20 protein-coding genes and 1 pseudogene are annotated in these 24857 nt (G+C 70.3%); 16 read left to right on the top strand and 5 right to left on the bottom strand.

Translation table 11 applies throughout. The features are described 5' to 3' along the window. Positions 1–14 precede the first annotated feature (14 nt). Positions 15–874: pseudogene (locus tag GHR20_RS08860) on the top strand (IS5 family transposase). 262 nt (positions 875–1136) lie between these two features. Here GHR20_RS08860 and GHR20_RS08855 read toward each other — a convergent pair. Both GHR20_RS08855 and GHR20_RS08850 read right to left on the bottom strand, forming a co-directional pair. Beyond that, positions 1137–2339, bottom strand: a complete 1203-nt coding sequence (locus GHR20_RS08855) for a trypsin-like serine protease (protein WP_194858848.1) — start codon at positions 2337–2339, stop codon at positions 1137–1139. 143 nt (positions 2340–2482) lie between these two features. After that, positions 2483–2848, bottom strand: a complete 366-nt coding sequence (locus GHR20_RS08850) for a hypothetical protein (protein ID WP_237520302.1) — start codon at positions 2846–2848, stop codon at positions 2483–2485. Between the two features lie 545 nt (positions 2849–3393). Between GHR20_RS08850 and GHR20_RS08845 the strand changes: the two genes are divergently transcribed. The 3 genes from GHR20_RS08845 (at position 3394) to GHR20_RS08835 (ending at position 7917) form a co-directional block, all read left to right on the top strand. Next, positions 3394–6819 carry an ALF repeat-containing protein gene (locus tag GHR20_RS08845; RefSeq protein ID WP_194858847.1) on the top strand — a complete coding sequence of 1142 codons (3426 nt, stop codon included), beginning with the start codon at positions 3394–3396 and terminating at the stop codon, positions 6817–6819. Positions 6820–6831: 12 nt separating this feature from the next. Beyond that, on the top strand, positions 6832–7164 hold the full coding sequence (locus tag GHR20_RS08840) for a hypothetical protein (RefSeq protein ID WP_111580967.1): 333 nt from the start codon (positions 6832–6834) through the stop codon (positions 7162–7164). Positions 7165–7569: 405 nt separating this feature from the next. Next, positions 7570–7917 carry a hypothetical protein gene (locus GHR20_RS08835; protein ID WP_153812874.1) on the top strand — a complete coding sequence of 116 codons (348 nt, stop codon included), beginning with the start codon at positions 7570–7572 and terminating at the stop codon, positions 7915–7917. A gap of 395 nt (positions 7918–8312) precedes the next feature. Here the strand turns inward: GHR20_RS08835 and GHR20_RS08830 are convergent, their stop codons facing one another. Beyond that, positions 8313–9053 carry a GntR family transcriptional regulator gene (locus tag GHR20_RS08830; protein WP_111580968.1) on the bottom strand — a complete coding sequence of 247 codons (741 nt, stop codon included), beginning with the start codon at positions 9051–9053 and terminating at the stop codon, positions 8313–8315. A 324-nt stretch (positions 9054–9377) separates the two neighbouring features. Here GHR20_RS08830 and GHR20_RS08825 point away from each other — a divergent pair, with 324 nt between their 5' ends. The 10 genes from GHR20_RS08825 (at position 9378) to GHR20_RS08780 (ending at position 20281) form a co-directional block, all read left to right on the top strand. Further along, a complete protein-coding gene (locus GHR20_RS08825; RefSeq protein WP_148026769.1) occupies positions 9378–10655 on the top strand; it encodes an extracellular solute-binding protein in 1278 nt (425 codons plus the stop codon). A 109-nt stretch (positions 10656–10764) separates the two neighbouring features. Next, positions 10765–11763, top strand: coding sequence for a sugar ABC transporter permease (locus GHR20_RS08820; protein WP_111580970.1), 999 nt, complete (start codon positions 10765–10767; stop codon positions 11761–11763). Continuing rightward, the gene (locus GHR20_RS08815; RefSeq protein ID WP_153812873.1) at positions 11760–12590 is read left to right on the top strand and encodes a carbohydrate ABC transporter permease; all 831 of its coding nucleotides are present in this window, start codon (positions 11760–11762) and stop codon (positions 12588–12590) included. Before GHR20_RS08820 ends, GHR20_RS08815 begins: the two co-directional genes overlap by 4 nt. A gap of 6 nt (positions 12591–12596) precedes the next feature. Further along, positions 12597–14108, top strand: a complete 1512-nt coding sequence (locus GHR20_RS08810; protein WP_153812872.1) for a glycoside hydrolase family 3 N-terminal domain-containing protein — start codon at positions 12597–12599, stop codon at positions 14106–14108. Positions 14109–14806: 698 nt separating this feature from the next. Then, the gene (locus GHR20_RS08805) at positions 14807–15838 is read left to right on the top strand and encodes a phytanoyl-CoA dioxygenase family protein (RefSeq protein WP_148026767.1); all 1032 of its coding nucleotides are present in this window, start codon (positions 14807–14809) and stop codon (positions 15836–15838) included. Then, positions 15835–17121, top strand: coding sequence for a DUF6271 family protein (locus GHR20_RS08800; protein ID WP_153812871.1), 1287 nt, complete (start codon positions 15835–15837; stop codon positions 17119–17121). Before GHR20_RS08805 ends, GHR20_RS08800 begins: the two co-directional genes overlap by 4 nt. Continuing rightward, complete coding sequence (locus tag GHR20_RS08795; RefSeq protein WP_153812870.1) at positions 17118–18371, top strand: type III PLP-dependent enzyme; 1254 nt, start codon at positions 17118–17120, stop codon at positions 18369–18371. Before GHR20_RS08800 ends, GHR20_RS08795 begins: the two co-directional genes overlap by 4 nt. 1 nt (position 18372) lies before the next feature. Then, the gene (locus tag GHR20_RS08790; RefSeq protein WP_111580976.1) at positions 18373–18891 is read left to right on the top strand and encodes a GNAT family N-acetyltransferase; all 519 of its coding nucleotides are present in this window, start codon (positions 18373–18375) and stop codon (positions 18889–18891) included. Beyond that, positions 18891–20114 carry an MFS transporter gene (locus GHR20_RS08785; RefSeq protein WP_153812869.1) on the top strand — a complete coding sequence of 408 codons (1224 nt, stop codon included), beginning with the start codon at positions 18891–18893 and terminating at the stop codon, positions 20112–20114. Before GHR20_RS08790 ends, GHR20_RS08785 begins: the two co-directional genes overlap by 1 nt. Continuing rightward, positions 20111–20281: a hypothetical protein gene (locus tag GHR20_RS08780; RefSeq protein ID WP_153812868.1), complete on the top strand. Its 171-nt coding sequence runs from the start codon at positions 20111–20113 to the stop codon at positions 20279–20281. Before GHR20_RS08785 ends, GHR20_RS08780 begins: the two co-directional genes overlap by 4 nt. Here the strand turns inward: GHR20_RS08780 and GHR20_RS08775 are convergent. Continuing rightward, positions 20256–21503, bottom strand: a complete 1248-nt coding sequence (locus GHR20_RS08775; protein WP_153812867.1) for a LuxR family transcriptional regulator — start codon at positions 21501–21503, stop codon at positions 20256–20258. The two genes, GHR20_RS08780 and GHR20_RS08775, sit on opposite strands and share 26 nt — an antisense overlap. Next, entirely contained in the window at positions 21449–23089 is a 1641-nt protein-coding gene (locus GHR20_RS08770; protein WP_153812866.1) for an ATP-binding protein, read from the bottom strand. The genes GHR20_RS08775 and GHR20_RS08770 overlap by 55 nt, the downstream gene beginning before the upstream one ends. Before the next feature lie 483 nt (positions 23090–23572). Between GHR20_RS08770 and GHR20_RS36730 the strand changes: the two genes are divergently transcribed. Both GHR20_RS36730 and GHR20_RS36725 read left to right on the top strand, forming a co-directional pair. Further along, positions 23573–24097 carry a hypothetical protein gene (locus GHR20_RS36730; protein WP_194858846.1) on the top strand — a complete coding sequence of 175 codons (525 nt, stop codon included), beginning with the start codon at positions 23573–23575 and terminating at the stop codon, positions 24095–24097. Then, a complete protein-coding gene (locus tag GHR20_RS36725; RefSeq protein ID WP_194858845.1) occupies positions 24094–24846 on the top strand; it encodes a thioesterase in 753 nt (250 codons plus the stop codon). The genes GHR20_RS36730 and GHR20_RS36725 overlap by 4 nt, the downstream gene beginning before the upstream one ends. The last annotated feature ends 11 nt before the right edge of the window (positions 24847–24857 follow it).

Genomic DNA, 24857 nt, shown 5'->3' with positions numbered 1-24857 from the left:
TCAGTTGATCGGATGTGCCTGCCCGATTAGTGCTCACTGATGTGATGTGGGATCGGCTCGAGCTGCTGATGCCGGCCGATCCGGTCCGGGGACGGCGGTGGGCCGACTACCGTCGCATGCTGGAGGCCATCGCGTGGAAGTACCGCACCAACTCGCCCTGGCGGGATCTGCCCGATGAGCTCGGCTCTTTCCAGACCGCCCACCGGCGGCTGATCAGGTGGGCAGTCGACGGCTCCTGGGAGATGATCCTCGCCGCTGTCCTCGCGGCAGCGGACGCCGACGACGATATCGACTGGACGGTGTCGGTGGGCTCCACGGTCGTGCGGGCTCACCAGCATGCCGCCGGAGTACGCAAAGGGGGGGCCTCGCTCCGGTGAGCCCGCCGGCCACGCACTCGGACGCTCCCGCGGAGGCCTGAGCGCCAAGGTCCATCTGGCCGCGGACGGCGGTGCATGCCCTTTCGCCTTCACTGTCACCGTAGGCCAAGCCGGTGACGCATCCGCTTTCGAGTCGGTGATGTCCCGCATCCGTGTGCCTCGCGGCGGCCCGGGCAGGCCACGGACCCGGCCTTTCGCTGTGCTGGCCGATCGGGCCTACTCTGTTCCGTGCCATCCGCGCCCGCCTGCGGCGCCGGGGAATCCGAGCGGTCATCCCGCAGCCGTCCGACCAGGTCGGCCACTGCCCGCGGCGGGGCCGCCGAGGAGGCTGCCCGCCAGGCTTCGACCGCGAGGCATACAAGCGGCGGAACACCGTCGAGTGGTGCATCAACCGGCTAAAACAGTGGCGCGGCCTGGCCGCACGAACCGACAAACTCGCTATCGCCTACCAGGCCGCACTCCACCTCGCAGGCATCATCATCTGGACCCGACGCTGACCAAAGAAACAGAACCTAGCCGGTCCACGAACAGCAGCTGGTACCGAGCACCCGCACCCGGCGCACGCCCTCGTGTTCCACCACGCACTCGCTCCCGTCGGCCCTCCGCCGAAGCTGCCCACGGCGAGGCCAACTCCTTGACCAGCGCCGCCAGATGCACCGTCGGTATACCCGTGAACAACGGATGCGCCCACACCGCCCGATCGACCATGCCCTTCACTTACCACGAGAGCATGCCCACCCGCTATCACGCACCAACTCGTTAGGAGGCTGGCAGCGGGCCGGGCTGGACGGCGTCGCGGGATGCGGTGGGGAAGTTGTCGGCGCGGGTGAGGCCGAAGCGTTCCCAGCTGCCGATCGTGTCGCTGCGCGCGCGCAGCAGTCCGTTGTCCGTGTCGCTGTCGTTGATCTCGGTGGACACGTACTTGCCGTTGCTCATTGCCTTGAGGGAGTAGTTCCCGTTGCTCTGGCGGTCGAGTCTGAACTTCTCCCAGTTGCCCGCACTGGTGGCGCGGGCGCGCAGCATGCCGGCGTGGGTGCCGGAGTCCTCGACCTCGACGCTCACGTACAGGTCACCGTTCTGGGCCTGCAGGCTGATACCACCGTCGGTGCCGTTTGCGGGGAGCGCGAACTGTTCCCAGCTGCCGGTGGGGGCATCGCTGCGGGCGCGCAGCTTGCCCTGCTGGTTGCCGGCGTCGTTGAACTCGGCTGCGACGTACTTGCCGTTGGCCTCTGCCTTCAGACCCCACCGCGCGACGTGCGCCGATACCCAGCCGGCCAGGTCGTCGACACGGGTGTCGAGTGCGTCGGTGCGCGTCTCAGTGGCGTCAGTGCCGAAACAACCTCCCTGCCAGGATCGGGAGTTGATGCCCACGAGCTCGCTCTTGCCGCCGTTGACGGCCAGCGCGGGTGCGCCGGTGTCGCCGGCGCAGATGGCGGAGCCGTCCTTGCCGGCGAGCGGCAGGTCGCTGGTGCCGGTGGCACCGACAGTGAAGGTGCCGACGTGCATCTTCTGCGGCGACCACTCGGTCTTGGTGCGCCCGTAGCCGGGCACGGTCACGTCGGTTCCCGCGGCGGGGGCCTGGGCAGCGATGGCCACTGGGGTGATGTCGGTGACCGGCTTGTCCAGACGGGCCAGCGTCAGGTCGCGGTCGGTGCGCGGCACCAGTTGCACGATGTTGCGTACCTGTCCGGTGCTGGAGGTCAGGTCGTTGCGGCCGATGGTGGCCTTCGCGGCCTTGGCCGGGGTGCCTGCGGCAGGTTTGCCGTCGGCGAAGCAGGTGGCGGAGGTCAGCAGCCACTGCGACTCGACCAGGACGCCGGAGCATGTGCGGTCGCCGTCGCCGATGTCGATGCGGGCGGTGAACGCGGCGGTGGCCTTGTCGGCCTCGGAGCCGGTGACGGCCTGGGCGGGCAGGGCAGCGAATGCCCCGGTGACGAGCGAGGTGGCGAGCAGGCCGGTCAATGCTGCTCGACGGGATGTTCTGGACACGGGTACGCAGGATCCGATCAAAGTGGAACAACGAACAGGGACGGCGAGCCGGCGGTGCCGGGAGCCGGGGGATGGCCTGCGCGCCTCACTCAGGCGGCAGGGCGCAGAGGGCGAGGTCAGCCGGTGACGCGCAGTTCGACCAGGATGGAGCGCTCTCCGGAGTCACCCGCCTCGCCCATCGGCGTGTAGTCGTTGACCGGAGCCTTCACGACGCTCTCCTTGCCGCCCGCGTCCAGCGTCGCCGTGACGGGGTGTGCCCCGTTGTCGATCCCGAAGGAGTCCGGAAGCTCAAGCGTGAGCAGGCCCTTCTTGCTGTTCACCGCAAAGCAGAAGTGCCCGAGTCGGGAGCGGACCTGGAGGTCGTAGGGCTGGGCGCAGTCGGTGAGTGTGATGTGCCCGTCTCCGCGCTTGAGGGCGATGCCCTTCTCCCCGGCGATCTTTGCCGCACCAGGGTAGTCCCAAGTCTCGGCGGTGGTAGGCATGTCCGTGGCTGTGGCTGCGGTCGGGGCAGTCTGCGGATCGGCCTGTGCGGTGCTGAGTGTCAGGAGGCTGCCGGTTGCGGCCAAGGCTCCAACGGCACCTGCGATGAGTGCCTTTCGGGCACGGGTTATCGCCATATCTTCCTTCCGGTTAGAGGCAGGTCGGCGCGAGTGACGCCTCACAAGATTTTCATAAGTAAATCACATGTATGCTTCACTCTCCTCGACAACTCCCAGCTCAGGGGCTGTTTCGCGCCCAAACGAAGTCATCGCGAAGGTGTCAGGCTTCGCCTTGGTGAGCAACCCTGACTCCTCATCAAGTACCTCACACGAGCGTTCCGCTTGGAGGTGGGCGTTTCGAGGGATCTCGCCTTCGCTGCGATCGGTATGAGGCACCGCACGTTCGCTGTGCGGGCCGAGAGAAAGGAATCAGGGTGGGAAGACGACCACTCGGCCACGGCGCTGGTACCTCACGTCGGACCGAGTCAAGACACCGGAACAGGACGCAGCGGTGGGGCACCCGCAGAGCTGCAGCCATGCTCCCCGGGATGCTTATAGCCGGGTTGCTGAGTATGCCTGTGCCAGCCGCGGCTGCCACAGACCAGGATGGCGTTCCAGTCCTCACCGATCGTGAACAGGCCGTCGACTACTGGCAGTACGGCGGCACGGGCATCAAGGAAGCCGCCGAACAGGCACTGCTCGGCGGCAGCGACGACATCAAGAAGTTCCTCGACGACGCGCCTGCGATCCAGAACCTCGATGACGAGGTCGATGTCAGCCGCATCTTCAACGCAGGTGGTCCCGCGGTCAGGGATGCCGCGAAGACAGCGCTGGCGGGTACCCCGGAGCAACTGCACGCCTTCTTGAAAGACGGGTGGAAGGCACCGCTGGAGCAGGACCAGGAGGTCGATGTCTCCCGGATCGTCAACTACGGCGGCCCCAGCGTGCAGGAGGCCGGGAAGAAGGCACTGAGCGGCACCGCCGCCGACCGGGCGAGGTTTCTCGACCGCGGCCAGTACGACGCCAGGGAGATCGACAACGAGGTCGAGGTCTCCAAGATCATCAATGCGGGCGGGCCGAACGTGCGGGCCGCCGGCAAGCTGGCTCTCAGGGGCAGCGCGGATGACATCGTCGAGTTCCTGGAGGTCGGCCAGTTCACGGCCCGTGACCGCGACGAGGAACACGCCACCATCGCCGAACTGACGGATCAGGCGGAGAAGGCCGGCAAGCAGGCGAAGAAGGAGACCGAGGCCGCCCAGGAGCAGTCGAAGAAGGCGATCGCAGCAGCCGGGCAGGCGCGGAAGGCTGCCGACAAGGCCGCGACCGAGACCGAGGCGGCCAAGAACGACTCGAAGATGGCCGCAGTCAAGGCCAAGCAGGCCGCCGATGCGGCCCGCCAGGCCGCATCCGCCGCACAGAGCGCGATTAGTGCCGCGAACGCGGCCAACCGTTCCGCGCGCATCGCCGCGCTCGCGGCCGCGCAGACCGCGAGCGCCGCTGCGCAGGCTGCGGACGCTGCCGAGGACGCCTACAACGCTGCGATCGCTGCAGGCAAGGACAAGAACCAGGCCGCAGATGCAGCCGCCAAGGCCAAGGCCGCACACAAGGCCGCCGATCTCGCGCGCCGTTCCGCGGTGGCCGCGGACCAGGCGGGCAAGGCGTCGCTGGCGGCGAAGGCCGCGGTGAAGGCCTCCCGCAGCGCCGGGGCGAACGCGAACGCGGCCGCCGATGCGGCCGACCGCGCCAACACCGCTGCCGAAGCGGCGGGTGTCCACTCGGGCGAGGCCGCGGCCGCCGCTGCAGAGACGCGCCGTCACGCCGCGGAGGCCAACCGAGCGGCGGACGCGGCCGAAGCCTTGGCGGACAAGTCCGCCACCGCCGCCAGCCAGGCACGCGACTACGCCAACTCGGCTGCCGACCACGCCGATAAGGCCGCCGATGCTGCGGACGCGGCCGCCAAGTTCGCCGGCACGGCAGCCGAAGCGGCGAAGCTGGCGACCCAGCACGCGGCCGCGGCCAAGCAGGCCGCCGACACCGCCACTCACGCGGCCACCACGGCGCACCAGGTCTTCGACGTGGCCCGCCAGACCGAGGCGGAGGAGCTGACCACCCGCACCAACGCCGCCATCGAGGTCGCCAAGACCGAGAAGGCTACCTACGACGAGTCCGTGTCCCAGGCCGCCGGCGTTGCCGTCAAGGCGCATGACCTGGATGCCACCGAGGCCACCCTCGGTGCTGAGGCTGCCAAGCCGGACGCCGATCAGGCCGTTCTCGCGGCCAAGGGCCGCCAGCTCGCCCTAGAGGCGATGAAGACCCGCGGCCCATGGGTGAGCCAGGCCGCTGCCGACGTCCTGGGCGGCACCGACCAGGACGTGATCACGTTCCTGCGTACCGGCTGGAACGCGGCAGTGCAGGACGAGACCCGCGACGCCGTCTCCGAGCTGAGCACCACCAGCCCGTACGAGAGCGTGCGCACCGCTGCGGCCAAGGCCCTTGAGGGTGACGCCAAGACGGTCAACGACTTCTATACCACCGGCCAGTACACCTCCGGTACCACCGACATGGAGGTGGAAGTCTCCAAGATCGTCAATGCCGGTGGCACCAGCGTGCAGGAAGCCGGCAAGGCCGCGCTCGCCGACGGCAGCGGCAAAGCCCTCGCGGCGTTCCTCGCCCACGGACAGTACGTCGCCCGCAGCACCGATGAAGAGGCCCAGGCCTCCAAGCTGGTCAACGACGGCGGCCCCGAGGTGAAGGCCGCGGCGAAGATCGCACTGGCCGGACCGGTCAACGAACTGCACGACTTCATCGCTGTCGGGCAGTACATGGCCGACCGCAAGGACCAGCTGGCCGCCACCCACGTCGCCCGGGTGACCGGCCTGGTCGCCCAGGCCGATGCCGCAGCCGCCACCGCGCGCAAGAACAGCTTCCTGGCGGCTAAGGCCGCCTACGAGGCCAACGGAGCCGCCGCCGACGCGACGGCCGCAGCCGAAGACGCCAAGGAGTCCGCGGACGAGGCCAAGGGCTACGCGGCCGACGCCGACAAGTCCGCCAATCAGGCACAGGCCAGCGCCGACAAAGCGGCCAAGTCCGCGACCACCGCCCGCAACGCCGCCGACGCCGCGGACCGCGACGCCGCAGCCGCCACCGAATCCGCCGCCCAGGCCGCATGGTCCGCCACCTACGCACGCAACTCCGCCGCGTCAGCCAACGCCTCGGCGGCACAGGCCAAACAGGACGCCCTGGACGCCGGCAAGTCCGCCGACCAGGCAAATAGTGACGCCAAGGCAGCCTGGAAGAAGACCTACGAGCTGCGCAAGCAGGAAGAAGCCGCAGCGCGCAAGGCCGCCGAGGAAGCCCGTAAGAAGCAAGCGGCAACCGACAACAAGCCGCGCTGCATCCCCAACAACAACGTCGCCGGAGTCGACTGGAACCTGGTCCGCTGTGTCAACAAGGGCGGCACCATCGAGGCCCCCGAATACGACCCGCGCCTCGTCGCCCTCGTCTGGGCCGTCACCGGAACCGACCTTGCCGTCGAGTGCTACAAGGATCCCAGCGCGACGAAGTGCGGCGAAGCCCTAGCGATGGTGATCCCCGGGGCGGGAGAAATCAAGGGCCTCAAGGCACTCAAGGACGTCGAGAAGATAGCGGAATCAACCCGCCTCGGCCGGATCGGGCACCTTAGCGAGGTTGTCCTTAAGGAAGGAAAGCCCCTCGGATACGAGGACAGCCCAGGCGTTCGCATCATCACTCCTGATGAGCTCAAGGACGTTGCTGACTCAATCCGTAGTAAGCTCGGCCCGCCTGATCAGGTGACGCAGGTCCCCGGGAAGGGAAGCGTTGAAGTGTGGAAGATGGAAGGCGGGAACGTCAACTACCGAAACTTCAGCAGCTCAGGCGGGGCCGGCGATACCACGATCGACTTCACCAAGGACCTCGCCAAAGAGTTCGGATTTAAGCGATACCACGCTAAGTAAGGAAGAACGCTCATGCTGGCGGACGCCGAGTACCGCGCCGAGCTGGATTATCTGATCCGATACACAGAGATGTCCCCGGTCTACTTCACTCCACTCTGGGACGCAGCCGAAACCGTGGCAGGTCAGAGCGCCAGTGAAGCTGAGGTGCAAGAAGCTGCACTCAGGCTTATCGGAGACATGATGGACCACGGCATCAAGGTGGGAGATATGAGCCCAAAAGATGGAGAGGGCGTCATCCCGTGGGGTCTCTCCCGCTCTGAGACGCTGGAACGCATCCACTCGGAAATGCAGGCGTGCGAGGACCCGCTTGAGTATGTGAATATTTGCTGGTTCAGCGCTACCTGACGCCAGCGGATTCCAGTATGCCCTGCGGCGCAAGAAGTGCGGCGCAGGGCATACTAGTTACGTGGCGGGTCTCGCGAGCTTCTTGTAGCAGGTCAGAGCCACTGCGAGGCCGAGCAAGGCCAGGAAGTACGATCCCTTCCGCTCGTATCTCCCCGGTCGCTTCCTCGGGTCGAGCAGATCACGATTCATTGACCGCATCTCTGGGTGAGCCTCAGTGCTTAGACAATCGCCGGGGCCCGCAGATGACGGGCGTGACTTAAGAGGATCGCTTGATCGTCGGTTCCAATCTGAGGAGCTGACCACCTGCACTAATTTCGCCTTCGAGATCGCCAAGATCGAGAAGGCCACCACCGACGACTTGCCAAGGATCTCGTTCATCAGTGGCGCTAACCCGAGGAGCACGGGATGACGGCAACCAAGCGGCATCCAACCATCAAAGTCATGGCGGACTACGAGTGTCATCCCTTGTGGCTCACCGGCGTTGATGCCGGCGACATTGAGCCCGGCGACTCTCGCCTGAATCTGTCACCTCAGTTGGCGCAACGATTCACCACTTGGGCTCAACAATTCGACCAAACGTTCAACCACGACGACCCCATCTCGTCCGGTTTTCTGACGCGTCAAGCCGAGGAAGAATTCGTTGCGACAGGAGAGTCACTCGCAAGTGACCTGGCACGAGAGCTCGGATCCGGCTGGAGAGTTCTTTACCAAGACATTCGGTCGGACACGACACGAGAGGTCCGTCATGGCTGAGTAGCTCCCGTGTGTGGTTGTAGAGTTCGTTGAGCTATACAACCACACGCGACCTTCCCGAAACGTCCAGACCAGATTTCGAGAAATCCGGGTCTCGCCCAGGGAACGGTGTCAACGAGCGCCGCTACCCGGCCGAGCGTCTCGAACGCCTCCGCTGGGTACACGAGAGCGCCTACTTCGCTCTACATCACACGATTCTGCACGCACAGGTGTTGCGCTCTGCGCTCAGGGAGCATTTTCGGTGGTCATTCTCGATCTACCGGCGCCTTCCGACCTGGTGACGCCGCCCCGCGGGTCATGGTCGACAGGGGGCAAAAGTCGTGCTGGGCCAGAAGGCCGCGAGCCTCACGATCGAGTCCGTCGAGAAGGTGACTGTGGTCGATGGTCAACAGAACCTAGGCCCCCCAGACCGCCGGCCGGCGCAGCGTCGCCACGAACTTGTACCGCGACCCCCGGTACACGGACCGCACCCATTCCACCGGCGCCCCCTCCGCGTCCCGTGAGTGCCGGGACATCAGCAGCATCGGCAGGCCCACGTCCGTCGCCAGCAGCGCCGCCTCCCGGGGCGTCGACAGCGACGTCTCGATCGTCTCGTCGGCCGACGACAGCCGCACCCCGTACACCTCCGCCAGCGCGGTGTACAGCGAGGGACACGAGGCCAGCACCCCCCGCAGTCCCGGGAACCGGCGCGCGGACAGATGTGTCGTCTCGATCGCCATCGGCTCCCCGCTGGCGAGCCGCAGCCGTTCGATCCGCAGCACCCCCTCCCCGGCGAAGACCCCCAGCAGCCCCGCGAGCCGCTCGTCCGCCGGCACCTCCCCGACGTCGAGCACCTGCGAGGCCGGCGACAGCCCCTGCGCCCGCATGTCCTCGGTGTGCGAGGTGAGTTGCAGCGTCCGGTACAGCTTCGGCTGCGCGACGAACGTGCCCTTGCCCTGGATCCGGTCCAGCCGCCCTTCGCCGACCAGCTCTTGGAGCGCCTGCCGCACGGTGGTCCGTGAGGTGTCGAACTGCTCGGCGAGCAACCGTTCCGCCGGCACCGCCGCACCGGGCTGGAGCGCCTCGGTCATGGCGAGCAGCCGCTGCTTGATGCGGTAGTACTTCGGCACGCGCGCGCCGCTGACGTCGGTGGTCATGCCTGCCTTCCGGCTGGGTCGATGGGCTCCCGTTATAGCGACCAAGTGCCCTATGGTCTAGTCCAACTGAACGGACCGGGCGAAAGGGACGCACGGGCCGTGTGCGGGGGCCCCGAAGCGGACGAGAGCACTCCGGTGTCTTTCTCGTAACGGCCTCGACCCGGCTCCCGGACCACCCTTGACACCCCGAAAGGTCTAGGCCAAGCTCCACCGTACTGGTCTACACCATTAGTGGCCAGGTCCCGAGCCCTACGTGCAACAGCGTCGTACGCAGGTCACCGCCGAGGGCGTGGGGGGTTGAGTGGCATCCCTGAGGAGGGTGGCGTGAAGCGCAAGCTCGCTTCCGCGATCGTGATCGCGGGCATGATGGTCTCCGTTGCGGCGTGTGGCGGAAGCTCCGGCAATGACAGCAAGGACGAGGGTCCCGGCAGCTGGAAGGGCCAGACCCTGACGGTGTGGACCATGACGGGCTCCGCGCCGCCGCAGTGGACCAAGGACGTGCAGGCCGCCTTCGAGAAGAAGACCGGCGCCAAGGTGAAGTTCGAGATCCAGCAGTGGGACGGGATCCAGCAGAAGATCACCACCGCGCTCTCGGAGGACACCCCGCCGGACGTCCTGGAGGTCGGCAACACGCAGACCCCGGCCTACGCGTCCACCGGCGGTCTCGCGGACCTCGGTGACATCAAGCAGTCCATCGGCGCCGACTGGACCGCCTCCGTCTCCAAGTCCGCCGTCTACGACGGCAAGCAGTACGCGGCCCCCTGGTACTTCGCCAACCGCGTCGTCATCTACAACAAGAAGATCTGGGCCCAGGCCGGCATCAAGTCCACGCCGAAGACCCGTGACGAGTTCCTCAAGGACCTCGACACCATCGGCAAGAAGACGGACGCCGAGCCGCTCTACCTGCCCGGCCAGAACTGGTACTTCCTGGACGGCCTGATCGTCGGCCAGGGCGGCGACCTGGTGAAGAAGCAGGGCGACAAGTACGTCTCCAACCTCGCGGACCCGAAGGTCGCCGCGGCCATGGAGATCTACAAGAAGTACGCCGCCTACTCCAAGGCCCCCAAGGACAAGGACGAGGCCAACCCGCAGCAGGCCACCGTCTTCGGCAAGGGCAAGACCGGCGCCTTCATCGGCATGGGCTGGGAGGCGGCCACCGCCGTCCAGGCCAACAAGTCCATCGAGAAGGACCTCGGCTACTTCACCATCCCCGGTGCCACCGCCGACAAGCCCGAGGGCGTCTTCCTCGGCGGCTCCAACCTCGCGGTCGCCCAGAACAGCAAGAAGCAGTCCCTGGCCAAGGAGTTCCTGAAGATCGCCCTGTCCGACCAGTACGAGGGCGAACTGGCCAAGCTGGGCGGCGTCATCCCGAACAAGACGTCCCTGGAGAGCAACCTCAAGGGCAACGCGGCCGCCGAGGCCGCCGCCCCGGGCGCCGCGGTGGGCGGCACCACCCCGCTGATCCCCGAGTGGGCCGCGGTGGAGAACACGCCGAACCCCATCAAGTCGTACATGACCGCCGTGCTGAACGGTAAGGCCCCGGCCGCCGCCGCCAAGGACGTCGAGAGCCAGATCAACCAGCGCCTGGCCCAGCAGAACTGACCCCGCGCCGGGGGCGTCCCAGCGACGCCCCCGGCTCACCTGCGCCGCCCGCGTCCTTCGGCGCCGGCGGGCACACGATTTCGTACGGCCACGGAAGAGACGACGACTCATGTCAGTGCAGACCGAAGGCACGGACACGGCCGGGGGGCCCGCTGTCCGCAAGGGCCGGGTGCCGGCGCCGCCGCGCGGTGCGGACCGGGCCTCCCGGTCCCCGGCGGGCCGCCCCGCCGCCGCTCCTTATCTCCTCCTGCTGCCCGCGCTGGCGGCCACACTGGTCCTGCTGGGCTGGCCGCTGGTCAAGAACGGCATGCTGTCGTTCCAGAACCTCAACCCGCGGCAGCTCATCCAGCACCTCACCGAGTGGAACGGCTTCCACAACTACCAGCAGATCCTGAGCGGTTCGGAGTTCTGGAAGGTCGTCGAACGCTCGGTCCTGTTCACCGCCGCCAACGTCGTCCTGATCATGCTGATCGGCACCCTGATCGGACTGCTGCTGGCCCGCCTCGGCAAGAAGATGCGCCTCACCCTGCTGGTGGGCCTCGTCCTCGCCTGGGCCATGCCCGTCATCGCCGCCACCACCGTCTACCAGTGGCTGTTCGCCCAGCGCTTCGGCGTCGTCAACTGGGTCCTGGACAAGCTGGGCTGGCACTCGATGGCCGACTACAACTGGATGGGCAGCCAGTTCTCCACCTTCTCGGTGATCGTCCTGCTCATCGTGTGGCAGTCGATCCCGTTCGTCGCGATCAACCTCTACGCCGCGACGACCACCATCCCCAAGGAGCTGTACGAGGCCGCCTCCCTGGACGGCGCCGGCGCCTGGCAGAGCTTCACCTCCGTGACCCTGCCCTTCCTGCGGCCCTTCCTCTACTCCACGACCTTCCTCGAGGTCATCTGGGTCTTCAAGGCGTTCCCGCAGGTCTTCGCCATGAACGAGGGCGGCCCCGACCGGCTCACCGAGACCCTGCCGATCTACGCCTACGTCGAGGGCGTCGGGAACCAGCACTTCGGGGTCGGCGCGGCGATCTCCTTCCTCACCATCCTGGTCCTGCTCGTCATCACCTCGTACTACCTGCGCATGGTGCTCAAGCAAGAGGAGGACGAGCTGTGAAGCGCTCGCTCTTCGGCCGTATCTGGCCCAACGCGACCGCCGCCGTCCTCTTCGTCGGCTTCGTGTTCCCCGTCTACTGGATGTTCGCCACGGCCTTCAAGCCGACCGGCGACATCATCACCGAGAACCCGGTCTGGTTCCCGACGCACTTCACCTTCGGCCACTTCACCAAGGCCGTGCACGCCGACCACTTCTGGACCCTGGTCGCCAACTCCGTGACCGTGACGCTCTGTTCGGTCCTGCTGTCGCTCGTCATCGCCCTGTTCGCCGCCTTCGCGCTCGCCCGGATGCGGTTCAAGGGACGGCGCGGGTTCATCATCACCTTCATGCTGGCGCAGATGGCCCCCTGGGAGGTCATGATCATCGCCATCTACATGATCGTGCGCGACGGCGACATGCTGAACAGCCTGGTCCCGCTCACCGTCTTCTACGCGATGATGGTGCTGCCCCTCACCGTCCTGACGCTGCGCGGCTACATCGCCGCCGTGCCGAAGGAGCTGGAGGAGTCGGCGATGGTCGACGGCTGCACCCGCTTCCAGGCGTTCCGCAAGGTGATCTTCCCGCTGCTCGCGCCCGGCCTCATGGCCACCTCGCTGTTCGGGTTCATCACCGCCTGGAACGAGTTCCCGCTGGTCCTGATCCTCAACAAGGACATCGAGAAGCAGACCCTGCCGCTGTGGCTGTCGCAGTTCCAGACCGCCTTCGGCGACGACTGGGGCGCCACCATGGCCGCGTCGACCCTGTTCGCGCTGCCCATCCTGATCCTCTTCATCTTCCTGCAACGCAAGGCTGTCAGCGGTCTGACCGACGGCGCCGTGAAGGGATGACGCCCGATGACCACACTCGCCACCACCGGGTCCGACAGCGGCGCCGCCGCGGGTGACGCCCTGACCCGCGACGCCCTCGCGGTGCTCCAGCCCGGCTTCGACGGCACCACCGCCCCCGACTGGGTGCGCCGCCGCATCGACGAGGGACTCGCCTCCGTCGCCCTGTTCGGCCGCAATGTCGTCACCGAGGACCAGGTCACCGCCCTGACCGCGCAGTTGCGCGCCGAGCGGGACGACCTCCTGGTCGCCATCGACGAGGAGAGCGGCGACGTCACCCGCCTCGACGTGCGCACCGGCTCCTCCTTCCCCGGCAACCACGCCCTCGGCGCCGTCGACGACCCGGACCTCACCCGCGCCGTCTCCCGCGAGCTGGGCCGCCGCCTGGCCGCCTGCGGCGTCAACTTCGACTGGGCGCCCTCCGCGGACGTCAACGCGAACGCCGACAACCCGGTCATCGGCGTCCGCTCCTTCGGCGCCGCCACCGACCTCGTCGCCCGGCACACCGCCGCCTGGGTCGAGGGCCTCCAGTCCACCGGCGTCGCCGCCTGCACCAAGCACTTCCCGGGCCACGGCGACACCAACATCGACTCCCACCACGCCGTACCCCGCATCGACGTCGACGCCGAGACCCTCTTCGCGCGCGAACTGCCCCCGTTCCGCGCGGCGATCGCCGCCGGCACCCGGGCCATCATGAGCGCGCACATCCTCGTCCCGGCCCTGGACCCCGACCGCCCCGGCACCCTCTCCCGCCGCATCCTCACCGAGCTGCTGCGCGGCGAACTCGGCTACCAGGGCCTGATCGTCACCGACGGCATGGAGATGCGCGCCATCTCCGGCACCTACGGCCTGGAACACGGCGTGGTCCTCGCCATCGCGGCCGGCGCCGACGCCATCTGCGTGGGCGGCGGGCTGTGCGACGAGGGCACCGTGCTCGGCCTGCGGGACGCCCTCGTGGCCGCCGTGCGCTCCGGCGAACTGCCCGAGGAGCGGCTCGCCGACGCGGCCGCCCGGGTACGGGAGCTGGCCCGCTGGACGGCCGGTGCGCGCGGCGACGCGGCCCGCACCGAACCGGCGCCGGAGGTCGGCCTGACGGCCGCGCGCCGGGCGCTGAGAGTGACCCGCTCCGGGGCGGCCGTCCCCGTCGACTCCCCGGTCTACGTCGCCCAGTTCAACCCCGAGCCCAACATCGCCGTCGGCGACCAGACCCCCTGGGGCGTCACCGACGAGCTGAGACGGCTGGTGCCCGGCAGCACGGACGGCTCCTTCACCGGCACGGACGCGGGCGCCCTCGCCCTCGCCGCCGCGGGCGACCGCCGGATCGTCGCCGTCGTCCGCGACGAACACCGCCACGACTGGATGCGCTCCGCCCTCGACACCCTCCTCGCCGCCCGCCCCGACACCGTTGTCGTGGAGATGGGCCTGCCCCAGGCGGCACCGCGGGGAGCCGCGCACATCGCCACGTACGGCGCCGCGCGCGTGTGCGGGGTGGCGGCGGCGGAGGCGGTCGTGAAGGGCTGAGCGGGGAGGACGTACGGCGGGCCGGCGGGGGGCTGGCGTTCCGGCCGGGGCAGGTTCGGGGGACCTGCGGCGGGGCGGGGCGGGTACGGCGCGGTGCGCGTACGACACGCGCGGCGCGCGTACGGCACGGTGCGTATACGGCACGACGGGGGACCGTGTGCGTCGCGACGGGGGCCCGCGTACGGCGCGACCGGGGGACCGCGCGGACGTGGCGGGCCCCACGGGGTCGTGGCGGGCCCCACGGGGTCGTGGCGGGCCTCCGCCGGGGGCACCCGCGCCAACCCCGGACATACCCGCACCGGTTGCCGGAAAGAGCTTCCCCGCGCCGCCCCTGACCGGACCAGCCCAGCGGGCCCGCGCCGGGCCCCGGCCGTACCCGCCGATCACCTGGTGCCGCCCGCCCTGACCAGCTGAAGCCCCACCGAACCGACCACCCGAAGCGGGGTGGGCCCGGCCCGACCCGGCAGGGCCGGGCCCACCCACCCCGGCGAGCCCCCGCGCCCCGAGGGGTGCGGGGCCGTCCCCGATACACGGCTCCGCCGCGGGGACCCGACGAGCCGCACCGCACCCGCACCCATCCGTGCGCCGAACATCCCTATCCGACCCGCCCGGACATCTCCCGGCCCCTTCGTGCCCCCCGCGTATGCCACCGGCACATGTCTCACCGCCATCCACATCCGTCATCCCGGAGTGCTCGCATGCAGACACCCGCCCCCTACCTCCACCGCGCGGCATCCGGCCGCCCCTACTTCAGCGCCGACGGCGAGACCTACCTCGCCCCGACCCCGTTGCGCGACATCGAGAAGTCCCGCCCGCTGCGGGTGCTTTCGGAAGCGGACCTCGCGTTCTGGCAGACGTACGGCTATGTCGTCGTCCGTGAGGCCATCACCCCCGGCGAGGCCAAGCAACTCCTCGACTTCACCTGGGAGTTCCAGGGCCTGGACCCGGACCGCCCGGATTCCTGGTACGAGCAGCCCGAGTTCCGCTCCGAACTCGACCAGCACCTGTTCATCTACGGCTTCGTGGAGGCGTACCACCACCAGCTCCTGTGGGACAGCCGGCAGAACCAGCGGGTCTACGACGCCTTCGTGGACGTCTGGGACTGCGAGGAGCTGTGGGTCACCCTCGACCGCCTCAACCTCAACCCGCCGAACACCGGCTCCCGTTCGCGCTCGCTGATCGAGCCCACCGCCGAGGGCTTCGACATCGACCTGCACTGGGACGTGGACACCACCCTCGCCGTGCTGCCCCAGCGCGTGCAGGGCATCATCGCGCTGAACGACACCCGGCCCGAGCTCGGCGGCTTCCAGTGCGCCCCCGAACTCTTCCACCGCTTCGAGGAGTGGCGCCTCGCCCAGCCGCCCGGCCGCGACCCGATCCGCCCGAACGCCGACCGCACCGAGTTCCCCGTGATCCGCCCCGACCTCCAGGCCGGTGACCTGCTCATCTTCAACGGGCTGCTGGCGCACGGCGTCGCCCCCAACCGGTCGGAGCGCGGGGTGCGGGCCGTCCAGTACCTGTCGATGATGCCCGCCCTGGAGGAGCACACCACCCTGCGCGACGCGCGCGTGCACTCCTGGCGCACCCTGGCCACCCCCGACTGGAACGCCACCCTCCTCGGCGACGCCCGCCGCCCCGAGGCGGCGCGTTATGAGACGGCCGAACTCAACCCCCTGGGCCGCAAGTTGCTCGGCCTCGACTCCTGGACCGGTGGAGGCGACGCCGAGTGAAGCACCGCATCTGCCTCTGCCTGCCCACCAACCGGGCCTGCCCCGCGACGATCACCGCCCTGCACCAGGAGGCCGCCTACGCGGTCCGCCACTTCGGCGCGGACGTCCACCTCCTGATCCTCGACTCGGCCGACGCCCCCACCCGCGCCGACCACCTCCGGGTGATCGCCGCGCTCCCCGAGACCCCCCAGGTGACCGTCCACCACCTGGACGAGGACCAACAGCGCTCCCGCCTCAGCGAGTTGATCAAGACAGCGGGGCTGCCCTCCGACCTTGTCCACCTGCTGCTCCCGCCCGCCGTCTCCTACGGCGCCTGCACCAACCGCGCCTTCCTGTTCGCCGCCGCGCTCGGCTGCCGTTCCCTGCACCGCAGGGACTCGGACAGCACCTACCAACTGCACGCCGAACAACCGGTGTTCCCCATCCACCACGAACTGCCCTGGCTGGGCCGCCCCGCCGCCGAGGCGACGGCCGCCGGCCAGTACACCGACCTGGACCCGGCCCACGCCCACCGCCCGGTCTCCCTGGCGGGTGCCTCCTTCATCGGTGAACTCTCCGTCGACATCGCCGAGATACGCCATCTGGACCCGGCGGTCTACCACGACGTGGTCAGCCTCTGGGCGCCCGCCGACTGGCCGGAGGAGCGCAAGCGGGACCTGGTCGCCGAGTCCTTCACGGGCGCGGGGACCGCCCCGTTCACCGGGGACCGCTCGACCCTCACCCTGGTCGACCCGATGCGCGTCGACATGTGCAACATCGCCTTCGACCGGGCCGTCTACGAGAGCGTCCCGCTGCCGCCCGCCACGGACACCATCGGCAGCGACTACTTCCTCCTCCACCTGGTCCACGACGCCACCTTGCCCGGCATCCTCCACAACCGGCACATCGAGAACTTCCACACCCCCGAACGGCGCACCCCCACCGGCTTCCTTGCCTATCAGCGCCGCTTCGTGAAGTTCCTGCTGTCGATGCGCTACTTCCACCACGTCTACGACCGCATGACCGCCGAGGGCGCCGCCCTCCTGGACGACGACGGCCGGCTCCGCCCCGACCGGATCACCGCGTTCCTCCGCGAGAGCACCACCCTGGACCCCACCGAGAACATCTGGCGCCTGGACCGCCTGGACACGTCGTACCGCAAACTGGGCGGCAGATACGCGGAGTTCGCCGACCGACTGGGCGACGAACGCGACCGGTTGCTGACCGAGGCCGCCTCGGACATCACGGCCTACGCGGACCTGATCGACGCCTGGCCCGCACTGATCAAGGCGATCCGCGCATGAGCGCCCCCGAGTGGCGCGGGGAACCGCGCGCTCAACCCCGTCGAACCCGCACCCGCCCGACAGCACTTCCCGGCACCCTCACAGGCGAACTCGCCGCCGCCACCACCGACCGCATCATCTACGACCTCACCGGCATAGAACACCAGTACGACTCCCTGCGCACCGAACTCCCCGGCACCGACATCCGCTTCGCGCTCAAGGCGTGCCCCGTCGACGACGTCCTCCACTGCCTGGCGGCCCGCGGCGCCGGCTTCGACGCCGCGAGCCCCGCCGAGATAGCGCAGGCCCTCCGCACCGGCGCCGACCCGAGCCGTATCCACTACGGCAACACCATCAAGTCCGACCGGGACATCGCCGAGGCCCACCGCCATGGCATCCGCACCTTCGCCACCGACAGCGTCGAGGACGTCACCGCGATCGCCCGACACGCTTCCGGCGCACGGGTGTTCTGCCGACTCGCCACCAGTGGCGAGGGCGCCCTGTGGGGCCTGAACCGCAAGTTCGGCTGCGCCCCCGAGGACGCCGTGCACATCCTGGAAACGGCACGTTCGGCCGGCCTCACCCCCGCCGGTCTGTCCGTGCACGTCGGCTCCCAGCAGATGACCGCCGAGGGCTGGCAGGCCGCCTTCGACCTGCTCGCCGAGACCCTGACGGCGCTGGCCGGACGGGGGATCGTACCGGACCACATCAACCTCGGCGGCGGACTGCCCGCGCTCGGCTACCGGGACCTCCACGGCGACCCCCTCGACCCGCCCCTCGACAAGATCTTCGCCGTGCTCCGCGAGGGAATGGACCGGCTGCGCGCCCTCGCCCCCGTCACCTTCGTCATGGAACCGGGCCGCCATCTGGTCGCCGACCACGGTGCCGTCCGCGCCCATGTCGCCCGCCTCACCCGCCGCCGCGGCCCGGACGGCGAGGACGCGCACTGGCTCTACCTCAGCTGCGGCAAGTTCAACGGCCTCTACGAGATGGACCAGTTGACCCATCACATGGTCTTCCCCGGACAGCCGGACGCGGGGGAGACGGTACCGGCGATCGTGGCCGGCCCGACCTGTGACAGCGACGACGCCTACGGCGCCGGCCTGCACCCCGTCCGCATCCCCCGGTCCCTCGCCTCCGGCGACCCGGTGTGGATTCTCTCCGCCGGCGCCTACGCCACGAGTTACACCACCGGCGGCTTCAACGGCTTCGGCCCGCTGCCCTGCGTCTGCGTCCGCGCGCCCGACTCCCCGAACCACGAACGGCTCTGACATGAACGACCACATACGCATCCGGGAGATAGCGGCCCCCGACTGGCCCGCGCTGGCCGCCCTCGAACACGAGACGTACGCGCACCTCTCCCTCGCCGAGGGCGAGCACCTGCTGCGCTCCCGCGCCGCCGCCTCACCCGCGACCTGCTTCGCCCTCACCGTGGACGGCCGACTGGCGGGCTACACCCTCACCCTGCCCTACCCCCGCCCCCACTGCCCCGACCCGACCCGCCCCGAGCACACCCGCCACGACACCACCAACCTCCATCTGCACGACCTCGTCGTGAGTGCCCCGCTGCGCCGCAGGGGACTGGGCAGCCGCCTGGTCCGCCACGTCAGCGAGACGGCACGGGACCGCGGCTTCGAGACGGTCTCCCTGATCGCGGTGGCCGGCAAGGAGACCTTCTGGCGGGCGAACGGCTACGCGTCCCACCCCGACACCCCCGTCCCGTCGGCCTACGGCGCCGACGCCCTCTACATGTCGGCCCGTCTGCCCCGCGAAGCGCTGAGGACGTCGTGATGCCCACCCTCTCCTTCTCCCGCGCGAAGTGGTCGATCGCGGCCCTGTTCTGCTTCCTCGGCTTCCAGTACGGCACCTGGGTCTCCCGCCTCCCCGCGCTGAAGACCCGCCTCGACCTGGGAGCCGGGGAAGTGGGCCTCCTCCTGATGGCCTGCGGCGCGGGCGCGGCGGCCGCGTTCCCGCTGGTCGCGGTCCTGATGCGGCGCCTGGGCTCACGCACCCTGTCGCTCGCCTCGGCGCTGGCCCTGATCGTCGTACTGGCCGCGCTGTCGGTCGTACCGAACTACCCCCTGGCCCTCCTCGCGGTCTGCGCCGACGGTGTCGCGGTGGGCTGCCTCAACGTCGCCATGAACGCGCAGGGCGCAGCGCTGGAGTCGTCGTACGACCGCACGGCCATGTCCCAGCTCCACGCCACCTTCAGCGCGGGCCTGCTCACCGCGGCCCTGCTGACCTCCGGCGTCACCAGCCTGACGCCCTCCGTCCCGGTCCATTTCACCGTCGCGGGCGCGGTGTTGCTCCTGCTGCTGGCGGGCGCCCACCGGGGCCTGCTCCCCGACGCGCCCGCGCCGAAGGAGACCGCGACGGTGACGGCGGAGAAGCGGCGCGCACGACGCTGGTCCCTCCCCTCCGGCCTGACCCTCCTCATGGGCTGCGCCATGACCTTCGGCACGATCACCGAGGGCGCGATGAACGACTGGTCGACCCTCTACCTGAAGGACACCGTCAAGGCGTCCTCGACGGTCGCCCCGCTGGGCATCGCGGTGGTCTCCGCGACGATGCTGCTGGCCCGCGCGTGCGCCGACCGCTGGCGCGACCGCTGGGGCGACGGCCCGGTGGTGCGCGCGGGCAGCGCGCTCGCCGCCGCCGGACTGGGAATCGCGCTGCTGACCGGCGGGGTGCCCGTCACACTCCTCGGCTTCGCCTGCGTCGGCCTCGGCGCGGCCGCCATCACGCCGTGCGTGTACGTCGCCGCCGCCGACCGCGGCTCCGACGCGCTGTCCCTGGTCGCCGCCATGGGCACCACGGGCCTGCTGGCCGGCCCCGCCCTGATCGGCTTCGTGGCGACGGCGGGCGGCCTGACCCTGGGCATGACCGTGGTCGCCGCCTCAGCCCTCGCGGTCACCGCGACCGCGTTCTGGATCCCCTGGAACATCCGTACGTCCCCGCAGCGAGACCCGATCCGGACCAACCTGGATCACGAAGAGGTGAAGACTCCTCATTGAACCAGTGCAACATCCAACGGGAGATAAAGGAGTTCGACCGGCACCGGCCCCTGGTGGCGCCGCTGGTCTCCTTCCACAGTCGCGCCGTGAGCATGTGGCTGACCTTCGTCTTCGGTCGGAAGGCCGCCCGCCCCGCCCCCGTCACCCCGTCCGCGGCAGCGGAGTGAACGCCGTCCGGTGCGGGAGGAACGGTACCGGGGCCGGGGCGGGCTCCTCGTCGGGTGGGAAGAACCTGGCCAGCTCATGGCGCCCGCTGATGCGCAACTTCCGGTAGGAGTGGGTGAGATGGGACTCGACATTGCGCAGGCTGACCTTCAGCAGCTGGGCGATGCCGCGGTTGCTCAGCCCGCGTGCGGCCAGCTCGGAGACCTGCCGTTCGGTGGGCGTCAGCAGCGACTCCGCGGAGTCCTTGCGCGGGTCCGGCCGGCCCCCCGCGCCCCGCAGCTCCCGCTGCACCGCCGCGACCAGGCCCTCGGCACCCAGCGAGATCCCGACCTCGTTGGCCCGGTGCAGCAGTTCGCGGGCGCGTCCCGCGTTGCCGGTGCGCCGGTGGGCGGTACCCGCCGCGTGCAGGGCGTGGGCGAACAGCAGGGGCGTCTGGGCGGGTTCGAGGAGTCCCACGGCCCGTCCGGCGAGCTGGAGCGCCTCGCGGCCCGAGCCGGCCGCGGCCCGCGCCACCAGGGCCCGGCCCAGGGCGAAGGGCGCTCCCCAGCGGGCGGCCAACTCCACCTCCTCCTGGGCGATCCGGCGGGCCCCCGCCGTGTCGCCGAGGGCCAGCAGGAGTGCGGACCGGGTCGAACGCCAGGGCAGGGGCGCCGGGTTGACCACCCCCCGGCGTTCCAGCTCCGCCGCGCACCGGTCGACCAGGGCGAGCCCGCGCCGGGTCTCGCCGAGCCGCGCCAGCGCCCGCCCGGCACTGTGCAGCAGATGCAGCTGCCACCACGTGACGGGCCGGTCCTCGGGCACCGGCGCCTCGTCGAGGAGAGCGCTGGCACCGGCGACATCGTCCTTCTCCAGGGCCACATCGATGAGCACGGCGCGCGCGAGCGCCCCGGTGTGGTGGCCGTCGGCGCCGATCCGGGACAGCAGCTCCAGCGCCTCCCCGGCGTCGTCCCTGGCCTCCGTCAGCAGCCCCCGGTGCAGCTGCACGAGGCCGCGCACGGCGAGCGATTCGGCGCTGCGGGGCACATCGCCCTCGGCGCGCGCGAGCCGCACCTCGGTGTCCATGCGCCGCAGGGCGTCGTCCACCTCGCCCGTCCACAGCAGGGCGAGCAGCGCGTGGTACCAGGGCGGCGAGCCGTACGGGGCACGCGGGACGGACAGGACGCCGTGGGCTATCCGCCGTACCGCGGGCGCCGAGTCGCCGCGGGCGGCACGCAGCAGCAGCACCCGCTCCAGCCGGCCCTCGCCCCCTCCCCGGGCCGGTAGCTCCCGTCGAGCAGCCGGACATGGACGAGACCCCGGCGCAGCCGCGCGGCCGCCACGGGGTCCCGGGTCCCGACCTCCCGCTGAGCCTCCTCCAAAACGGAGCGGGCCCGCGGTAGTTCATCGAGACGCAGCAGTATCTGGGCCAGTTCCAGGGCCTGTCGACATCGCTCGGCGGGACCGGCGCAGACGGCGGCGCGCGCGGTCAGCGCGCCCGCGGCCGCGGGCAGGTCGAGCCGGGTGAGCACCTGCACGCGCAAGTCCTCGGCGCGCGCGGCCAGTTCCGGCGGAAGGCCGTGCAGCACCGCCTTCTCGATCAGCCGGCGGGCGCCCGCCGGATCGGCTCCGGCCATGTCGTGGGCGCTGTCCAGGAGCAGCCGGGTCATCCAGGGCTCGTCCAGCCGGTGCGAGCGCAGCAGATGGGTGGTGACCGCCTGGGCCGGGGCGTCGCGCAGCCGCAGGCAGTGCGCGGCGATCCGGTGCAGCTCGGCACGTTCGGCGCACGGGATGTCCTGGTAGAGCAGCTCGGCCAGCAGGGGATGGCGGAATCTCAGGTCGTCGGGGTGCAGCAGACCCGACTCGGTGAGCCTGCCCAGACAGCGGCAGGCACCCTCCGTGGGGATGCCGCACAGGGCGGCGAGCAGGGCCGCGTCCAGCGGGGCGCCCAGGACGCAGGCCGCGCGGGCGACCTGCACGCCATGCGGATCGAGCCGCCGGATCAGGCACAGGATGCGCTCCTTGACCGCGTCCAGGCGGGTCCGCCGCTCCGGCGGGTCGGCCGGCGCGTGGCCCGGGGAACGCTTGTCCCCGGTGGCGTGCAGCGGGGTGACCCGGACCGCGGGAACGGTGCGTATCTGTTCGGTCAGCAGGTACGGATTGCCGCCGCTCTCCGCGATGAGCGCGCCCACGGACTCCTGGCCGTGGCCGCAGAGCGCGGCGGCGAGATCGAGGGCGGCGCTCGGGCTCAGGTCGTGCAGGTGGATATGGCGGTCGGGGCGGACGCCCTCCATGAACTCGACCAGCAGATGCTGGTCGGACGCCGGTTCCCCGCAGCGCTTCGTGGCGAGCAGCGCCACCGGCAGGTTCTCCAGGCGGCGGGCCAGGAACCCCAGCCACATCAGGGACTGACGGTCGGTGTGCTGGACGCAGTCGACCGTCAGCAGGACCGGGGTGTGGCGGGCGGCCCGGCCCAGACCCGCGCACAGCTTTGCGAGCAGCGGATAGTCGGGACAGGCCGGGTCCGTGGTGCCGTCAAAGGCGCCGCACCGCGCGAAGGCCCGGTCCCACAGGCCCGACGTCTCGGGCAGCGTCCCGAGAAGCTGGTGCACGATTCCCAGCGGGAACCGCTGCTCGGCCGGGGACGCGGTGGCCGACAGCATCACCATGCCCCGCTCGCGGGCGCTCCCCTCGGCCCAGCGCAGGAGTGCCGTCTTACCGGTCCCGATGATGCCTTCCACCAGCGCGGTCGCTCCCGTGCCGGTGGTGGCGGAGTCGAGCAACTCGACGATGATCCTTGCTTCTTCGCTCCTGCCGAACAGTTCCCGGGGCACCGGGCCCACACCTCCTGCCTGAACAGTGCACGACCTGGGTGACGAGGAATTCGAAGGGGGGCTCAGAAAGGCAGAGCCTGTAAATCACGCCGGAATCAGCTCGATCAAGCGCTTTTTCCGATCATGGCGGAACCATCACGGCCATCATGGAAAGGATTTCGCCAGGGAACGCGGGAAGTACGTCCGAGATTTCCCTCACGGCTCCCCCGCGGACACCGGTGAACGGCGTACACCTCTGATGCTCCCGACGCTAGCACGAGTACCCGCTGAATTTGTACAGCCGGTTCGCCACCAGGTTCCGGAGCGTGTTTCTTCGGCCAGTGCTTCGGTCCCACCGTATTGATGTTCACGGGTACCGCACCAGTACGGTCGGCACGGCTCAGAGCCGGTGCCCGGTGACCCGCGCACGGAAGGCGGCACCGCGTGTCCCGTCCCGTTCCTCCGTCCTGTTGGCGGAAACCCGGTGGAAGGATCGGTCCCCACGTGCCCGCGACCAGTCAGCAGCCCGGTGGCTGTCGTACCGAGCAGTTCGTCCTGTCCCTGACCGGCATCCTGCCGTACGTCTACGAGCAGGCATGGCAGTCCGTACGGGCGGCCTCCCCGGCCCTGCGCGGGGCCCTCGCCGAGGCCCGGTTCCCGCTCCAGGCGGTGGACTGGCGGGCCACCCACCCGGCCGTGCAGGACGCGCGGCTCGCCGAGCGGCTGGCCGCGGAGGCGGCCACCGGACTCGCCCGCGAGGAGGGGCCGCCGATGCGCGCCACCCTCATCCGGCGCACCGACCGGACCTGGACCTTCGCCTGGCGCTACGCCCGCGGCCTGCTGGACCGCGGCGCCGGAGCGCGGCTGCTGTCCGAGACCGCCGAGGAGTACGGCGTACTGCTGCGCGGCGGCCCCTCGCGGCACCCGGAACCGTCACCGCCGCGCCCCGGCGCCCCGCGGCCCCCGCGGTCCGGGGCCGGCGCCCCGGCGCTTCCCGCCCTGCTCGGCGGGCCGGTGGGCGACCGGTGAGCGACGGCTCGGTACGCCTGTTCTGCCTGCCCTTCGAAGGCGTGTCGGCGGGCGTCTATCTGCCCTGGCGCGAGGCGCTCGGCCCCGCCGTGGTCGTCACGCCCGTGGAACTGCCGGGCCGCGGGCGCCATCCGCGCACCCGCCCCTGCTCCCGGATGGAGCACCTGCTGGCCGAGGTCATGCCGTACGTGGTCCGCATGCGCGACCGGCCCTTCGCGCTCTACGGGCACGGCTTCGGCGCGCTCCTCGCGTACGAGATCGCCGCCCGCCTCGAATGGGAGCACGACGCCGTGGCCGAAAGGCTCTACGTCTCCGGCGCCGCACTGCCGCACCGCCCGGCGGCCGGGCGGCCCGCGGGCGGCCCGCCGGACGCCGGGCTGCCGGACGCCGAACTGCTGCGCAGGCTCGGTGAGTGCGGCCGGATACCACCGGGTGCGCAGGACCCCCGGCGGGCCGGCCGGGTGCTCGCCGCGCTGCGCGCGGACCGCGCCGTCCTGGCGGCGTACCGGCGCGATCCGCGCCATGTCGTGCACTGCCCGGTCACCCTCATGACCGGGCGGGACGACCGCGCTGCCGCCGCCGGACCGGCCGGCTGGCGCCTGTGCACCCGCGGTTCGCTGCGCACCCAGACCCTGCCCGGCGGCCACTACTTCCCGCTCACGGCCGGCTGGGACCTGCTGGACATCTTCACCCGGGACCTGCTCCGCCCGCCGGCGGTGCGCCACGTCCGGGCGGCCGCGGCCCGCTGACCGGCCGCCGC

It is taken from the genome of Streptomyces sp. SUK 48 (assembly GCF_009650765.1).
Lineage (GTDB): Bacteria > Actinomycetota > Actinomycetes > Streptomycetales > Streptomycetaceae > Streptomyces.
This window is presented reverse-complemented; position numbering and strand designations above follow the sequence as displayed.

What these genes read in the sequence shown, in the direction of transcription:
- GHR20_RS08850 (WP_237520302.1), bottom strand. Translation starts at nt 2,848, where the DNA reads ATGCCTACCACCGCCGAGACTTGGGACTACCCTGGTGCGGCAAAGATC.
- GHR20_RS08810 (WP_153812872.1), top strand. Translation starts at nt 12,597, where the DNA reads ATGACCACACTCGCCACCACCGGGTCCGACAGCGGCGCCGCCGCGGGT.
- GHR20_RS08805 (WP_148026767.1), top strand. Translation starts at nt 14,807, where the DNA reads ATGCAGACACCCGCCCCCTACCTCCACCGCGCGGCATCCGGCCGCCCC.
- GHR20_RS08785 (WP_153812869.1), top strand. Translation starts at nt 18,891, where the DNA reads ATGCCCACCCTCTCCTTCTCCCGCGCGAAGTGGTCGATCGCGGCCCTG.
- GHR20_RS08820 (WP_111580970.1), top strand. Translation starts at nt 10,765, where the DNA reads ATGTCAGTGCAGACCGAAGGCACGGACACGGCCGGGGGGCCCGCTGTC.
- GHR20_RS08835 (WP_153812874.1), top strand. Translation starts at nt 7,570, where the DNA reads ATGACGGCAACCAAGCGGCATCCAACCATCAAAGTCATGGCGGACTAC.
- GHR20_RS08795 (WP_153812870.1), top strand. Translation starts at nt 17,118, where the DNA reads ATGAGCGCCCCCGAGTGGCGCGGGGAACCGCGCGCTCAACCCCGTCGA.
- GHR20_RS08845 (WP_194858847.1), top strand. Translation starts at nt 3,394, where the DNA reads ATGCTTATAGCCGGGTTGCTGAGTATGCCTGTGCCAGCCGCGGCTGCC.
- GHR20_RS08840 (WP_111580967.1), top strand. Translation starts at nt 6,832, where the DNA reads ATGCTGGCGGACGCCGAGTACCGCGCCGAGCTGGATTATCTGATCCGA.
- GHR20_RS08790 (WP_111580976.1), top strand. Translation starts at nt 18,373, where the DNA reads ATGAACGACCACATACGCATCCGGGAGATAGCGGCCCCCGACTGGCCC.
- GHR20_RS08830 (WP_111580968.1), bottom strand. Translation starts at nt 9,053, where the DNA reads ATGACCACCGACGTCAGCGGCGCGCGCGTGCCGAAGTACTACCGCATC.